The sequence below is a fragment of the Streptomyces sp. NPDC048291 genome, assembly GCF_043201715.1.
GTDB lineage: Bacteria > Actinomycetota > Actinomycetes > Streptomycetales > Streptomycetaceae > Streptomyces.
Window position 1 is genome coordinate 150382 of record NZ_JBICZC010000020.1, and the last position, 14387, is coordinate 164768.

Sequence of the window (14387 nt, forward strand, 5' to 3'; positions counted from 1 at the left end):
GTCACCACGCGCCCCGGCGGACCAGATGGCGGCGGAGCTTCCCCGACGACGTGCGGGGCAGGGAGGGCAGCAGGCTGACGCTGCGCGGGACCTTGAAGGCGGCCAGCCGCTGCCGGGCCAGCGTCAGCAGCTCGTCCGGCAGCCCGTCCGGTGCCGGGGAGGCGGCGGGGACGACGAAGGCGCGCAGCCGTCCCGTGCCGGTCCCGTCCGGTACGGCGGCCACCGCGACCTCGCGCACCCCGGGATGGGTACGCAGCACGGCCTCCACCTCCAGCGGGGAGACGGTGATCCCGCCGACCATCTCCATGTCGTCGCTGCGGCCCAGGTGCCGGTAGGCGCCGTCGGGTTCGCGGACCGCCCGGTCGTGGGTGGCCAGCCAGCCGTCCACGAGGGTGCGGGCGGTGTCCTCGGGCCGGTTCAGGTAGCCGGGCGTCACCGTCGGCCCGCGGACCCACAGCTCGCCCTCGTGGCCGTCGGGCACCGGCCGACCGTCGCGGTCGCGCAGCTCCACCTCGAAGCCGGGGACGGGGCGGCCGACGGTGCCGGGGTGGTTGTGGGCCAGGCCGTTGGCGCAGAAGGCGTGCCCGGCCTCGGTGGAGCCGATCTGCTCCAGGACCGGCGCGCCCAGCAGTTCCGCGACCCGGTCGCCGAGGCCGTCCGGCAGTCCTTCGCCGGCCGACACCGCGGCCCGCACCGAGGCGAAGCAGCCCTGGTGCCCGGTGCCCCGGTCGGCGACCAGCGCCGCGTACGCGGACGGCACCGAGTACAGCAGGGTCACCCGGTGCCGGGCGATCAGCTCGTCCACGGCGGCCGGGTTCGGACGCCGGTCCGCGAGGACGGCGCTGGACCCCGAGAAGAGCGGGAAGACGAAGGCGTTCCCGAAGCCGTACGCGAAGTACAGCCCGGACACCGACAGGGTCACGTCGTCCTCGGTGATCCCGAGCAGCCGCCGCCCGATCAGGTCGTGGTACGCGGCCGGGTGGGCGTGGGTGTGGACGACGCCCTTGGGCCTGCCCGTCGTCCCGGACGTGTACTGGACGTACAGCGGGCTGTCCGCGCCGACCGGGTGGGCGGGGGCCGGTGCGGCGGCGGGGGCGAGCGCGAGCAGCTGGTCGGCGCCGAGGCGGACCCGTGTGGCGAAGCGGTCCTCCAGACCGGGGCCCGTCAGGCACAGCACCGCGTCCGTGTCGGCGGCCATGAACGCGTGGTCGGCCGTGGGGAGTTCCGGGTTGACCGGGACGGCCACCGCGCCGAGCCGGGCGACCGCGAGGAAGGCCACCGCCCAGGCGATCCCGTCCGGCAGCGCGAGCACCACCCGGTCGCCGGGGCCCACGCCCTGCCCGGCGAGCACGGTCGCGGCCCGCGCCCCGAGGTCGTGCACCTCCCCGTGGGTCCAGGTGCGGTGCCCCTGGTGGAAGGCGGCCCGGTCGCGCCAGCCACGCCGACCGGCGAGCTCCGCGAGACGGGCGGCGAGGTTGGCGGTGCCGGCACCGGTGCCGGCGGTCACCGTGTCGCCGGGTGCGGAGGCGGGGCCGAAGGCAGAGCCGGAGGCGCCGGTGAGGGCGGACGCGGCTACGGGGAGGGGCGCGTCGGTGGGGACGGAGGCGTCGGCAGGGAGGGAGGCGTTGGCGGGGAGGGGCGCGTCGGTGGGGACGGAGGCGTTGGCGGGGAGGGGCGCGTCGGTGGGGACGGAGGCGTCGGCAGGGAGGGGCGCGTCGGCGGGGAGGGGCGCGTCGGCAGGGAGGGAGGCGTTGGCGGGGAGGGGCGCGTCGGTGGAGACGGAGGCGTCGGTGAGGGTGGAGGCGTCGGTGGGGACGGAGGCGTCGGCGGAGGCGTTGGCAGGGGCGGGGGCCTGGGTCATCGGGTGGCCTCCTCCACGGGGTCGGCCGCGGGCGACGCCGTGTGCTCCCGCAGCGCCCGCATCTGCGCGGCCGTCTTCAGGAGCATCTCGTCGTACTCGGCGGCCGGGTCGGAGTCCAGGACGATCGCCCCGCCCGCGCCCAGCTGCATCCGGCCGCCCGTCATCACGGCCGTCCGGATGACGATGTTCAGGTCGGCGCCGCCGCTGCACCCGAGGTAGCCGAGCGCCCCCGCGTACACGCCCCGGGCCTCGGTCTCCAGACCGTCGATGATCTCCATCGTGCGCAGCTTCGGGGCGCCGGTCATCGAACCGCCCGGGAAACAGGCGCGCACGCAGTCCACGGCGTCCGTCCCGGCCCGCAGCCGTCCGGTCACGGTGGAGACCAGCTGGTGCACGGTCGCGTACGACTCGGTGGCCATGAGGCGCGGGACCCGGACGGTTCCGGTACGGCAGACCTTGCCCAGGTCGTTGCGGAGCAGGTCGACGATCATCAGGTTCTCGGCGCGGGTCTTGGCGTCCGCCGCCAGCGCGTCCCGCAGCCGCGCGTCCTCGAACGGGGTCGCCCCGCGCGGCGCGGTCCCCTTGATGGGCTTCGCCTCGGCCACCCCGTCCCGGGTGATCCGCAGGAACCGCTCCGGCGAGGAACCGGCCACGTCCAGGTCGCCGAAGCGCAGGAAGGCCGCGTACGGCGCCGGGTTGACGCGGCGCAGCTCCCGGTAGAAGGCGTACGGGTCGGGCGGGGCGGGCAGCCGGGCCGCCTCGGTCAGGCAGATCTCGTAGCTGGTGCCGGCCCGCAACTCCCGTCGGCAGGCCTCGATGTCGTCGAGGTAGGCGGCCCGGTCGCGCACCAGCCAGGGCTCGGCGGCCGCCAGGTCCGGTTCCGCGGCGGCGGGCGGCGCCGGCCGGGGCCCGGCCGGGGCCAGGAAGCTGAGCTGGGCCAGCGTGTCCGTCAGCCACTCGTCGGCGGCCCGCGCCGCCTGCGGGGAGTTCTCCGCCAGGCAGACCGCGTAGGTGGCGTCCGCCTCGTGGTCCACGGCGATCAGCCGGTCCGCGAACAGCCAGCAGGCGTCCGGGGTGTCGGCCCGGTGCCGGTTCGGGGAGCCGCAGTCGGCCTTGGTCTCGTAGCCGAAGTAGCCGACATAGCCGCCGGTGAAGTCGAAGGGCAGCCCGTCGGCGTCCACCCGGCGGCTGTCCAACTGCCGCTTCAGGTAGTCGAAGACGCTCGCGGACACCTTGCGCGGCGGCCGTCCGGCCCGCTCGACCTCGCACCGGCCGGCCGTGACGTCGTAGCGCACGAACTCGGCGAGCGGGCCGCTGTCGTCGCCCAGGAAGGAGAAGCGCGAGCGGCCCTCCTCGACGAGCGAGCTGTCCAGCCAGAACGCGCGCGGCGAGGCGGCGAAGAGGCGGGTGAAGGCGGCCTCCGTGTCGACGGCGCCGGCGATCTGCCGGGTGTGCAGGCGGTACGCGGGCACGTCGGCGTGGCGGGGGCGGGGGACGACGGCCGCGCTCGCCGGGGTCCGCGGCCGGGGGATCGCGGCCTCGGCCGGCGGGACGGCGGTGTTCTTGGTGCGTGCTCTGCGGGCCCGGCGGGCGGTGAGGTTGCGGAAGTTCACCAGCATGCGGTGGCCGTACTCGGTGAGCACCGACTCGGGATGGAACTGCACGCCCCACAGCGGCCGTTCGCGGTGGCGCAGCCCCATCAGGACGCCGTCCTCGGCCCAGGCGGTGGCCTCCAGCGTGGCGGGCAGCGGCTCGTGCACCGCGAGGGAGTGGTAGCGGACGGCGGTGAAGTCCTGGGTCAGCCCCTCGAAGAGGTCCCGCCCGTCGTGCCGTACCCGGGTCAGGTGCCCGTGCCGAGGCTGCGGGGCGGGTGCCACCCGGGCCCGCTCCCCGAGCGCGATGCCCTGGTGACCCAGGCACACCCCGAGCACGGGGACCGCGGCCTCGGCGATCACCCGGGCGCTGATGCCGAAGTCACGGCCGTCGCCCGGATGTCCGGGCCCCGGCGACACCACCACGTTGTCGAACTCCGCGAGAGCGGGCGGTGCCGGCTCGTCATTGCGGATCACCACCGGTTCCTCGCCGTTGACCTCGGCGATCAGCTGGAACAGGTTGTAGGTGTACGAGTCGTAATTGTCGATGAGCAGGGTCTTCACCCGCCCACCTCCCTCGGGTCGTTCCCGGGCCTATGCGGCCCGTCGTTTGTGCCGCCCACGCAGCGCCTGGAGCGGGGGGTACAGCCATTTCTTGAAGAAACGCTGAAGTCGCGGCATGAGAATCCACGTGACAAGCGCTGTCACGCAGAGGCAGAGCAGCAGAGTGCGAATGAGCGGATTGAGGCCGCCGAGATGCGGAATCACGATGATGTTGAAGAGCAGGACCGGCGGGAACACCGCGCTCATGTTGATGAACCACAGTTTCCATTTCGCCGGAGGGGTGGGCGGCGGTGGCACGGGCGGCGGCCCGGCCAGCGAGTCGAACCACTCCTTCGACCCGCGTACGCTACGGCGCCCGGTGGGCCGGGCGATGCCGTCCGCGCGGGTCTCCCACTCGCCGCGGTCTGGGGAGTTCTCCCAGGCCAGCGCCGAGTCCTCGGTGGCAAAGCGATACACGACATGCCATTCCGTCTCCTGGTCGACTAGGACGCCGCCGCCGAGGAACCCCGGCCGGCGGGCGCTCGCGCCCAGCATGGCCCACCCCCACGAGTGGAAGTCGGCCTCGCGACCCGGCATCACGTGATAGGCCACGGTGACGGTGACGGGATTACTGGTCACGGTGTCCTTTACGCAATGGACACAACTCGCGTTCAAAGTTTCAACGAGTTTTTTTGTGTCCGGATCGTGACTCTTTATAGCGCTTTCTATGTGCTTGCTGTGGTCTGCCACCCGATACTTCCGGTAACTCGACCGCAATTCCTGAAAGTGGTTGCCGGGGCGGTCGCGGCCATTGCACGATCGCGGTCCCAGAACGAAGGAGGACGCCATGTCGAGGTACGTCTGGAATTTGACCGAAGAGGGTCGACAGGCAATCGATCAGGCGCGTTCCGTGATCGAACCGGCGCGAAAAGAAGTGACCGCACACCCGCTTTACCAGCGAATATCGGACCGGGAGCGCCTGGCCACGTTCATGGCCCACCACGTGTACGCCGTCTGGGACTTCATGTCCCTGCTCAAGTCGCTCCAGCAGGAGCTGACCTGCATCGACGTGCCCTGGGTGCCCCGCGGCTCCGCGGTGGCCCGCAGGCTCGTCAACGACATCGTGCTGGTCGAGGAGAGCGACGCCCTGAACGGCGGCTTCACCAGCCACTTCGAGCTCTACCGCGCCGCCATGACGGAGGCGGACGCCGACACCGCCCCCGTCGACACCTTCGTCGCGCTCCTCGCCGAGGGCCACGACGTGCCGGCGGCCCTGCGCGTGGCCCAGGTGCCCGCGCCGGCCGCCGAGTTCGTGCGCACCACCTTCGGCATCATCGCCGACCGCCCGCTGCACTGCCGGGCCGCCGCCTTCGCCTTCTCCCGCGAGGACCTGATCCCGGACATGTTCGACCAGGTCGTCCGGGAGGAGGGCACCGACCGCTTCCCGCTCTTCCGGGACTACCTCGCCCGGCACATCGAGGTCGACGGCGAGGAGCACACCCCCATGGCCCTCCAGATGGTCGCCGACCTGTGCGGCACGGACGACGGCCGGTGGCGCGAGGCCACCGACACCGTTCTCGTCGCCCTGGAGGCCAGGTCCCGGCTGTGGGACGGGATCACGGCCGCGATGGGGTGAGCGCGTCGGCCGATGTGGGTCGGCCGAAGCGCGTCAGGCGAAGGTGCGGCCGAGGAAGCCGCGGATGCGCTCGGTGATGACGCCGAGGTGGCTCTCCAGGGCGAAGTGGCCGCTGTCGAGGAGGTGGATCTCGGCGTCCGGCAGGTCCTGGCGGAACGCCTCCGCGCCCGCGGGGCCGAAGATCTCGTCGCCCTTGCCCCAGACCGCCAGCAGCGGGACCTGCGAGTCGCGGAAGTACTGGTGGACCTTCGGGTAGAGGTCCACGTTGGTGGGGTAGTCGCGGAAGAGCCCGAGCTGGATCTCGTCGTTGCCGGGCCGGTCGAGGAGCGCCTGGTCGTGCACCCAGTTGTCGGGGCTGACCAGGCTCGGGTCGGCGACCCCGTTGAGGTACTGCCAGCGGGTGCTCTCCAGGGTCAGCGCGCCCCGCATCGGGGCCTCCGTGTCCGGTCCCGGGTTGCCGGCGTAGGCGAAGACGCCGTCCCAGAACGGCTTGACGAAGCCCTCCTCGTAGGCGTTGCCGTTCTGGGTGACGATCGCGCCGACCCGGTCCGGGTCCCGGAGGGCGAGCCGCCAGCCGATGGGGGCGCCGTAGTCCTGGACGTACATCGCGAACCCGGCCACCCCCAGCTGCCGGAGCAGGCCCGCGGTGACGTCGGTGAGGGCGTCGAAGGTGTAGGGGAAGTCCCCGGGGGCGGGCATCGCGGACTGGCCGAACCCGATGTGGTCGGGGGCGATCACGCGATACCGGTCCGCGAGCGCCGGGACGAGGTTGCGGAACATGTGCGAGCTGGTCGGGAAGCCGTGCAGCAGGACGACCGTGGGGGCCTCCGGGTCGCCGGCCTCCCGGTAGAAGACCTCGAGGCCGTCGACGGTGGCGGTGCGGTGGTGGACTGCGGGTGCCATCTTCCTAACCCTTCTGCCGAGCTTGAGTGGTTACACATTCCAGTCGAGCACGGGGTGTCTAACCTGTCAAGGCGGGTGAGGCGGTTAGGTGAACGTGCCTGTGCGTGTAACCTGACTGGTACGTCGAATCGGTTAGGAGGGGTGTGCGGTGGCCGACCCGGAACAGCAGGAGGCACTGCTGCTGGAGCTCCTCAACAGCACGCCGGTGGTCAACGGGGTCGCCCAGGACCTGCTGGCGGACCCCGAGGCCGCGCGGTCCTGGCAGCGGGTGCACGGCGGCAGCGGAACCGCGGCCGAACTCCGCGACCTCGTGGCGGCTCGCGACGCCCTCCAGGAGGTGGTGCGCGGCAGCCGCCCCGCCACCTCACTGGCCCCGCTCCTGGAGGACGTCACCTCCCGCCCCCACCTCTCGCCCGAGGGAGTGTCGTGGCGGCTGGACGCCCCCGCGGAACGCCGGATGGCGGCGGAGGCGGTCCTGGCCTGGAGCACCGTGCGGCAGACGCTGCCCGGCCGCCTGCGACCGTGCGCCAACCCGGAGTGCCGGCTGTTCCTCATCGACCGCAGCAGAACCAACAAGGCCCGCTGGTGCTCGATGGCCGTGTGCGGCAACCGGATGAAGGCCCGCCGCCACTACCAGCGCACCCGCGACGCGGTGACCGACTGAGGGCGGGCGCGAGCGGGCGTGGCCGTTGGATGCCCTGTGCCTGTGCCTGTGGTCAGGTGGGCGGGAGGCTCACCCCTCCTCGGTCGTGACCGGTGCCTCTCCGAATCGGCCCAGGGCCAGCGCTCCCGCCACGGCCACCGCGAAACCGAGGACCGCGAGCCAGGTCACCCCCTCGCGGGTGCGGTCGCCGAGCCATACGACCCCGACCGCGGCCGGGCCGATCGTCTCCCCGATGACCATGCCGGCCGTCGCCGTGGTCACCGAGCCGCGTTGCAGGGCCGAGGTCAGCAGCATGAAGGCGCCACCGCCGCCGACCAGCAGGGCGTAGGTCGCGGGGTTGGCGAGCAGTTCGGCCGGCCGCAGGGTGTCGATCAGCCGGACCGACACCTCCACCACCCCGAACCCGAACCCCGCCCCGAGGCCGAGGAGCAGCGCCCGCCCCCGCCCGGTCAGCCGCCCGCCGGCCAGGCCGAGGAGCAGCACCGCCACGGCGATCCCCAGCATCGTCCACTTCAGCGCCGATGTCCCGGCCCGGTCCCCCTCCGGTCCCGACGCCAGCCCCAGCATCGCGAGCCCCGCGCACACCACCCCCACCGCGGCCCACTCCACCCCGCTCAACCGCACCCGCAGCAGCCGCGCCGCGACCACCGCGGTCACCGCGAGCGACGAGGCCAGGGCCGCGCTCACCGCGTAGATCGGGAGCGAGCGCAGCGCCAGGATCTGGAACACGAACCCGAGCCCGTCCAGCCCGAGCCCGACGACGTACCGCCACTGCCGCACCGCGCGCAGCAGCAGCGCGGCCTCGCCGCCGGCACCGTCACCGGCCGCCCGCGCGGCCATCGCCTGCAGGACCGTCGCCGTACCGAAGCAGATCGCGGCCGCCAGGGCACACACCATTCCGAAGAGCACAGAGGGACTGTAGGGGAGGGGAGTGTGCGGAGATCGAGAGGAGAGCAAGAAGCGGGCCCGGGGCGGCCCCGGACCCGCTTCCCGTGCCTGCCGGACGTCAGCTCGCGCCGGCCAGCCAGGCGGTGGCGTTGAGGGCGAGGGCCGCGTTGGTGGCGCCGCTGTCGTTCCAGCCGTCGTACAGCGTGTTGCCGGACTGGCCGGTGCCGTCGTCGATCGGGGAGCTGTCGCCCCAGAAGGCGACGCGCCCGCTGCCGTAGGTGGACGTGGCGAAGAAGGCGCCGGTGTTGCCTGAGTAACCGCTGCGGTACACAAGCCCCTTGACGGCCGAGTTGTCGGCGGGCTTGAGGGTGGCGGTGGTCCCGTTGGCGATCAGGCTCTTGGTGACGGTGCCGAAGGAGCCGTGCAGGACGGCGTTGCCGCTGTCGCTGATGGCCTTCGGGTAGCCGGAGCTGATGTTCAGCGAGTCGATGGAGAGGCCGAACGGGTCGTCGCTGTCCACGCTGTTGTTGGTCATCAGGTCGTTGAGGATCTCGACCGCGTCGTAGCCGTCGTTGTTGCGGTCGGCCCCGGTGTGGTCGGAGATCATGAACAGACCGCCGCCGGCCTTCACGAAGTTCATGATCGCCGTCTTCTCGGCGGTGGTGAACTTGGTGTTGGGCTCGGGCAGCACCAGCGCGTCGAACTTGGACAGGTCGGTCGTCGACGAACCGCCGTACGTCAGCGCGCTGGTGGCCGTCTTCAGGCTGTAGTCGCCGGTCTGCTGCAGGGCCACGCCCCACGACGACAGCGCGCCGGTCCAGTCCTTGTCGGAGGACGGGGAGGAGTCCTGGGCGAGCGGGTCGGGCTTGCTGGTGGAGATGATCCAGTCCGCGTTCCCGGCCTCCTCGGCGTGGCCGTCGTCGAACAGCACGCGGTAGGTGGTGGCCGCGTGGGCGGGGGTCGCGGCGCCGGTCGCCTGGACGGCGGCACCGGCGGTGAGCAGGCCGAGCACGGCCAGGGCCGTGGTGAGTTTGCGGCGGGGGACGGTGAAGCCGGGCATCTGTCATTCCTCCATCGGTGGGGGGTGCGAGGGGGATGGCGGTGCGGGTGGTGGGTGACGCATCGATCTGCGCGCGTAGATTGCGAAGTTGATCGTTCACCTACGGACAGCTGGACGGTACCGGCGGCGCGCGGTGCGCCGACAGGGACCCGGCGGCTTCACAAGATTTTCTTACCTGTCCATGACAACCCGCGGGTCACCGCACGTGACGGCTCGACGCCTGCCGGCGGTGGCCGTGATGGCTCAAAACCGCTGGTCTAAGCTTTGGCCGGACATCGCATCGCACGGGGGAGCACGAACATGGCAGACGCGCGCCGGCAACTACGCTCGGGCACGGTCGTCCTCGGCGGCATGGGCCTGCTGGCCGCCGCCCTGACCGCCTGCTCCTCCGACCCCGACAAGCGCTGCGTCGACCGCGACAGCTACACCGCGGCCAAGGGCTACCAGGTCGTCTCCGACAAGAACTGCACCTCGGCCAAGTCCGCCGTCGACGCCGGCTACTACTACGGCGGCCAGAAGAAGGCCGGCTGGGTCAGCGGCGGCTCCTTCACCAAGCCGCGCAGCGGTTCGGGCGGCTCCTCCTCCGGTGGCGGCCACAGCGTCAAGCGGGGCGGCTTCGGCGGCGGCCACGACAGCTCCGGCGGCTGACCGCGCCGTGGAACGCCGTACGACCGAACCCCGCCCCGACTGGCAACGGACCGTCGAGGAACAGGGTTTGATCTACCCGCTCACCCGTCACCCCGACGGCTCCCTGCGCCCGTACTGGGACGAGAGCGCCTACTAAGCGTTCACCCTCGACGAGGTGGAGACGCTGGAGGAGGCTGTCGGGGAACTGCACGCGATGTGCCTGGCGGCGGCGGACCACATCGTCACGGCGAACCGTTTCGCCGAGCTGGGCATCACCGACCCGCGTGTGGTGTCGGCGGTCACCGGGTCCTGGCATCGCCGCGCCGAACTCCCGTCCCTCTACGGCCGCTTCGACCTCCGCTACGACGGCACCGGCCCGGCCAAGCTCCTGGAGTACAACGCCGACACCCCCACCTCCCTGGTGGAGGCGGCCTCGGCCCAGTGGTTCTGGATGGAGGACCGCTTCCCCGGCGCCGACCAGTGGAACAGCCTCCACGAACGCCTGGTCGCCACCTGGCGGAGACAGTCCCACCTCCTCCCGCCCGGCGCTCCCCTCCACTTCGCCCACTCCGCCGCCGACGAACTCGGCGAGGACCTGATGACGGTCGCCTACCTCAAGGAGACGGCGGAACAGGCGGGCCTCGCCACCGACTGGATCTCCATGGAGGAGATCGGCTGGGACTCCCTCTCCGGCCGCTTCGTCGACAACCGACTCCGGTTCATCCGCAGCTGTTTCAAGCTCTACCCGTGGGAGTGGCTCACCACCGACGACTTCGCCGGCCACGTCCTCGACACCCTCGACAACGGCGGCGGCACCGGCACGACGATGTGGATCGAGCCCGCCTGGAAGATGCTCCTCAGCAACAAGGCCCTCCTCGCGATCCTCTGGGAGCTCCATCCCGGCCACCCGAACCTCCTCCCCGCCTACGTCGACGGACCGAGAGAGCTCGCGACCGGACGCGGCTACGTCAGCAAGCCGCTGCTGGGCCGGGAGGGCGCGGGCATCCTCGTCCACGCACCGGGCACGGAGCCCGTCCTGCGCGAAGAGCCCTGCTGCTACCAGGAGTTGGCCCCGCTCCCCGACTTCGACGGCAACCACGTGGTGCTGGGCGCATGGGTGGTGGGGGAGGAGGCGGCGGGCCTGGGCATCCGGGAGTCACAGGGCCTGGTGACGGACGACTACGCCCGCTTCCTGCCCCACGTGATCCTCTAGTGCAGAGCCTCTCCCGTGATCAGGCGCCAGGACAGCCGTTCTCCAGCGGCAGCGGCAGCGGCAGCGGCAGGGCCCGGAGAGGCTGCGGACGGGCACGGGTGTTAACTTCCCTTCCCGTGACGGAGCACCAGGACAAGACCAGGGCGGCCTACGACGGGGTCGTCGAGCTGTATGTGTCGTTGTTCGCTGATCGGTTGGAGACACACCCGTTCTCGCGGAACATGATCGGCACCTTTGCCGAACTGGTGCGTGCGACGGGGAACCCGCGGGCAGCCGACGTCGGGTGCGGGCCGGGACATCTGACGGCCATGCTGCACGATCTCGGGCTGGACGCCTTTGGGCTCGACCTCTCCCCCGGCATGATCGACCACGCCCGGCGGGCCCATCATGCGCTGCGGTTCGATGAGGCGCGGATGGAGGCTCTGCCGGTCGAGGACGACGCGCTCGGTGGAGTACTGGCCCACTACTCGATGGTCCATACCCCGCCTGGGGAACTGCCCGCACTGCTCGCCGAGCAGGTACGTGTCCTGTAGCACACAGCTGACAACGGATGTCGCGGCCGGACGGGAACGCAGCCTAGGCTCCGACCATCCGCTCACGGTCGCCGGTCGGCAATTGTTGGGCGCGTTCACGTCGGGGCAGTGGCGTGTACCCGAGGCGGAGGCGGGGCTGGCCTCAACGCGTGCAGGAATCGTTCAGCGTAGGTGACCGACGAAGGCCGTCCATGCGCTGGGGGAGAAGGCGAGTGCAGGGCTGGTGGGGCGCTTGCTGTCGCGGACGGGGATGAGGGTGGGGAGGTTGTCGGCGACTTCGACGCACTCGTTGTTGCCTCCGCTGTAGGTACTGCTGCGCCACTTCGCGCCCGACAAGTCCGGCGTGCTGTGGCGTGCGCGATTCATGTTCTGTGCTCCTTGGCCCTGCGTCGGATGATGGCGCGGGATTCCATCGGAGAGAACGCGGACGTGCGAGCCGCATCGAACAGATCTTGGTAACGGGCGACTTCCGCCTCCCGCTCCAGCCAGATGGAGCCGGTCGGGTTGTCTGCCAGTACCACGTCGAGCGCTGCCTCCTCCGGGAAACCCAGTACGACGTACGGGCCGAACATACTCGCGTGTGCTCCGCGCGAGAACGGCAGGACCTGGATGGTCACGTGGGAGTGCTCGGAGCTGGTCAGAAGGTGCTCCAACTGCGCCTGCATCACCTGGGGGCCGCCGACCTGTTGGAGAAGAACCGCTTCTGACAGCACGGCCCACAGATGCAAGGGGGAGTCGCCGGCGAGTCGTTCCTGTCGAGCGAGGCGAACCTGGACGAACTTTTCGATCTCGTCGGCTGTCTGCCATTGTCGCGAGGCTACGGTCACGGCACGGATGTAGTCCGGGGTCTGAAGCAAACCCGGGACCAATTGCGCCTGGAACGTGCGGATCTCTCCGGCCATGGCTTCCAGCGCGATGTAGTCGCGATACGTGTCAGCGAGAACTGAACCGTACTGGTTCCACCATCCCTGCCTGCGACGGCGGTTGGCCTTGCGAGCCAGAGTGCTCAGTCGCTCACCCAGTTCAGAATCCGCCACATCGTAGGCGTGCAGCATTGCGGTCAGGTCCGGGAGCCGTACTGCCACCCGACCGTTCTCGATCCGACTGATCTTCCCCTTGGTGCAGTCGAGGGCTTCAGCTGCCTGACTGGTGGTCAGTCCTGCTGTCTCTCGCAACCGGCGTAGTTCGACGCCGAGTTGTCGGCCGAGCACGGTCGAGGGGTTCGGGGTGGTGCTCTTCGCAAGCATGCTCACACCTTTAGCAGAGCGGCGGGAATGCGGGGGTGGCCCTAACTCGAATGGGGGAAGATTGAGGCTATTCTAGTTGGCAACGTTGCAGATTCGGATGATGCCCGTACATTCTGCTGGCCGTGGACATCGGTGTCCCACGTTTGACTTGCTGTCTCTGTGGGGCTCCGGCCGCGCGTCGACCCTCTGGGGGCTGTCATGGCTGCACCGAACGAAGTCACCTTTCGGCTCTCCAGGTCCCGTCGAAGCGTGCCGAGGTCCCGAGCTGCCTTACACGCCGTACTCGGCGGATGGGGTGTCGGCCAGGACGTCCTGGAAGCCGCGGAGTTGGTGCTCTCCGAGCTGGTGACCAACGCGCTCCGCGTGTCCGTGCCCAGCGACCGGCAGGTGGGAATCCGGATCGTGCGCTTGCTGACGGACGGGCTGCTGCGGCTGGAGGTCAGCGACGCGGGTTCCGGCACGCCCGAGGTGCGGGTGCCCGGCGACGAGGAGACGGGTGGGCGTGGGCTGCTGCTCGTGGAGGCGATGGCTCACCGATGGGGCGTCGATCGGCGCGCGGGCGGGATCGGGAAGACTGTGTGGGCCGAGTTGAAGGCACCGGACATCGCGGCCGAGTCCGTCGGGAGAGAGGTCGCGGCGGCCATCGTGCAGCCTGGGCAGCACGTGAGGGTGTGGGGTGAGTGGCGCGTCGTCCGCACCATGCGCACCGAGCCGTACGCAGCGGGCGGTCTCGCCGTTGTGCTCGCACTGGACGAGGGCCCGGCGCTACGGGTGCCTGCGGCGGAGCCGCTGGTCGTACGTGACGGTGGGCCGCTGTGATCACCGTGTACGGCCACCCTGACTGGTGCGGCACAGGGGCGACGAAGACACGGTACTTCTGAGAGCGGTCCGTCGATCGCTGACAGCCCTGGCCTCGAAACCCTGCCGTACAGTGAAAACCATGTCGCGTGAGTGTTCAGACGCTTCCCGCTGGAGCTTCCGCCAGGCAACGAGAGAGGTGGCATCTTGAGCATCCCGGCTCATCACCCCATTCCCGTCCGTCGTGGGCACCTGCGCGAGGCCGCGGAGAGCATCGAGCAGGCCACGGGCATGAGTGTTGAGATCATCGGAGGAACGCTCGTGATGTCCCCCAGCCCGAGCGGCAGGCACGCCGGAATCATCATCGACCTGCGCGATGCCGTCCGCCCCGGGCTTTCGGCCCCGTTTGAGGCGTTCGAGAACGTGTCCGTTCCGATGCCTGATGATCCGGACGACTACGCGACGCCGGATCTGACCATCGGCCCACGTACGTTCAAGGACGACGACGGCTGGCTTCTGGACGCCGACGCGGTCGAACTGGCCGTCGAGGTCGTCTCTCCGTCCGAGCGGCTCAAAGGCATCAACGAGAAGACCGCATGGTACGCGGCCGCGGGCGTGGCTCGGCTCTTGCAGATCGACCCGCGGACGGGCACGTGGTCGCTGTTCGGCCGACCGGGGGAAGGCGAGTACAAGAGCGTCGTCCACGGCAAGTACGGCGAAGAGGTTCCGTTGCCCGCTGGGCTCGGTGGCGATCTGTCCACGGCCGGCCTCGGCCTGTACGGGACGCGACCGGGCCGCTGACTGAAGGGTATTCGGGTGCAG

Annotated in this window: 12 protein-coding genes and 3 pseudogenes; 7 read left to right on the forward strand and 8 right to left on the reverse strand. The window is 70.8% G+C overall.

Annotation, left to right across the window (positions count from 1 at the left end; translation table 11 throughout):
- Position 1 precedes the first annotated feature (1 nt).
- The 3 genes from ACGF5O_RS43565 to ACGF5O_RS43575 form a co-directional block, all read right to left on the reverse strand.
- Complete coding sequence (locus tag ACGF5O_RS43565; RefSeq protein WP_393815535.1) at positions 2 to 1507, reverse strand: AMP-binding protein; 1506 nt, start codon at positions 1505 to 1507, stop codon at positions 2 to 4.
- 350 nt (positions 1508 to 1857) lie between these two features.
- On the reverse strand, positions 1858 to 4017 hold the full coding sequence (pabB, locus tag ACGF5O_RS43570) for an aminodeoxychorismate synthase component I (protein ID WP_393815486.1): 2160 nt from the start codon (positions 4015 to 4017) through the stop codon (positions 1858 to 1860).
- 30 nt (positions 4018 to 4047) lie between these two features.
- Positions 4048 to 4635 carry an antibiotic biosynthesis monooxygenase gene (locus ACGF5O_RS43575; RefSeq protein WP_362592159.1) on the reverse strand — a complete coding sequence of 196 codons (588 nt, stop codon included), beginning with the start codon at positions 4633 to 4635 and terminating at the stop codon, positions 4048 to 4050.
- A gap of 295 nt (positions 4636 to 4930) precedes the next feature.
- Between ACGF5O_RS43575 and ACGF5O_RS43580 the strand changes: the two genes are divergently transcribed.
- Positions 4931 to 5632, forward strand: coding sequence for a DUF3050 domain-containing protein (locus ACGF5O_RS43580; RefSeq protein WP_393815487.1), 702 nt, complete (start codon positions 4931 to 4933; stop codon positions 5630 to 5632).
- Positions 5633 to 5665: 33 nt separating this feature from the next.
- On the opposite strand, the gene ACGF5O_RS43585 is transcribed toward ACGF5O_RS43580, so the two are convergent.
- Complete coding sequence (locus ACGF5O_RS43585; protein WP_393815488.1) at positions 5666 to 6535, reverse strand: alpha/beta fold hydrolase; 870 nt, start codon at positions 6533 to 6535, stop codon at positions 5666 to 5668.
- 148 nt (positions 6536 to 6683) lie between these two features.
- On the opposite strand from ACGF5O_RS43585, the gene ACGF5O_RS43590 reads away from it, so the two are divergent.
- Entirely contained in the window at positions 6684 to 7199 is a 516-nt protein-coding gene (locus tag ACGF5O_RS43590) for a CGNR zinc finger domain-containing protein (RefSeq protein WP_393815489.1), read from the forward strand.
- 69 nt (positions 7200 to 7268) lie between these two features.
- Here ACGF5O_RS43590 and ACGF5O_RS43595 read toward each other — a convergent pair whose 3' ends face one another.
- Positions 7269 to 8096, reverse strand: coding sequence for a DMT family transporter (locus ACGF5O_RS43595; RefSeq protein WP_393815536.1), 828 nt, complete (start codon positions 8094 to 8096; stop codon positions 7269 to 7271).
- 112 nt (positions 8097 to 8208) lie between these two features.
- Positions 8209 to 9147 (reverse strand): annotated as a pseudogene (locus ACGF5O_RS43600) (hydrolase); the annotation flags it as partial.
- Between the two features lie 300 nt (positions 9148 to 9447).
- On the opposite strand from ACGF5O_RS43600, the gene ACGF5O_RS43605 reads away from it, so the two are divergent.
- From ACGF5O_RS43605 to ACGF5O_RS43615, 3 genes and pseudogenes are all read left to right on the forward strand, one after another.
- Positions 9448 to 9795 (forward strand): hypothetical protein, encoded by a 348-nt coding sequence (locus ACGF5O_RS43605; protein ID WP_393815490.1) that lies wholly within the window; start codon positions 9448 to 9450, stop codon positions 9793 to 9795.
- Positions 9796 to 9802: 7 nt separating this feature from the next.
- Positions 9803 to 10987, forward strand: a pseudogene (locus ACGF5O_RS43610) (glutathionylspermidine synthase family protein).
- A gap of 116 nt (positions 10988 to 11103) precedes the next feature.
- A pseudogene (locus ACGF5O_RS43615) lies at positions 11104 to 11517 on the forward strand (class I SAM-dependent methyltransferase); the annotation flags it as partial.
- Positions 11518 to 11682: 165 nt separating this feature from the next.
- On the opposite strand, the gene ACGF5O_RS43620 reads toward ACGF5O_RS43615, so the two are convergent.
- Together ACGF5O_RS43620 and ACGF5O_RS43625 are read right to left on the reverse strand one after the other, a co-directional pair.
- Complete coding sequence (locus ACGF5O_RS43620) at positions 11683 to 11886, reverse strand: DUF397 domain-containing protein (protein WP_393815491.1); 204 nt, start codon at positions 11884 to 11886, stop codon at positions 11683 to 11685.
- Complete coding sequence (locus tag ACGF5O_RS43625; protein ID WP_393815492.1) at positions 11883 to 12767, reverse strand: helix-turn-helix domain-containing protein; 885 nt, start codon at positions 12765 to 12767, stop codon at positions 11883 to 11885. Before ACGF5O_RS43625 ends, ACGF5O_RS43620 begins: the two co-directional genes overlap by 4 nt.
- Before the next feature lie 249 nt (positions 12768 to 13016).
- On the opposite strand from ACGF5O_RS43625, the gene ACGF5O_RS43630 reads away from it, so the two are divergent.
- A complete protein-coding gene (locus ACGF5O_RS43630; RefSeq protein ID WP_393815493.1) occupies positions 13017 to 13586 on the forward strand; it encodes an ATP-binding protein in 570 nt (189 codons plus the stop codon).
- Between the two features lie 186 nt (positions 13587 to 13772).
- Positions 13773 to 14366: a Uma2 family endonuclease gene (locus ACGF5O_RS43635; RefSeq protein ID WP_393815494.1), complete on the forward strand. Its 594-nt coding sequence runs from the start codon at positions 13773 to 13775 to the stop codon at positions 14364 to 14366.
- Positions 14367 to 14387 lie beyond the last annotated feature (21 nt).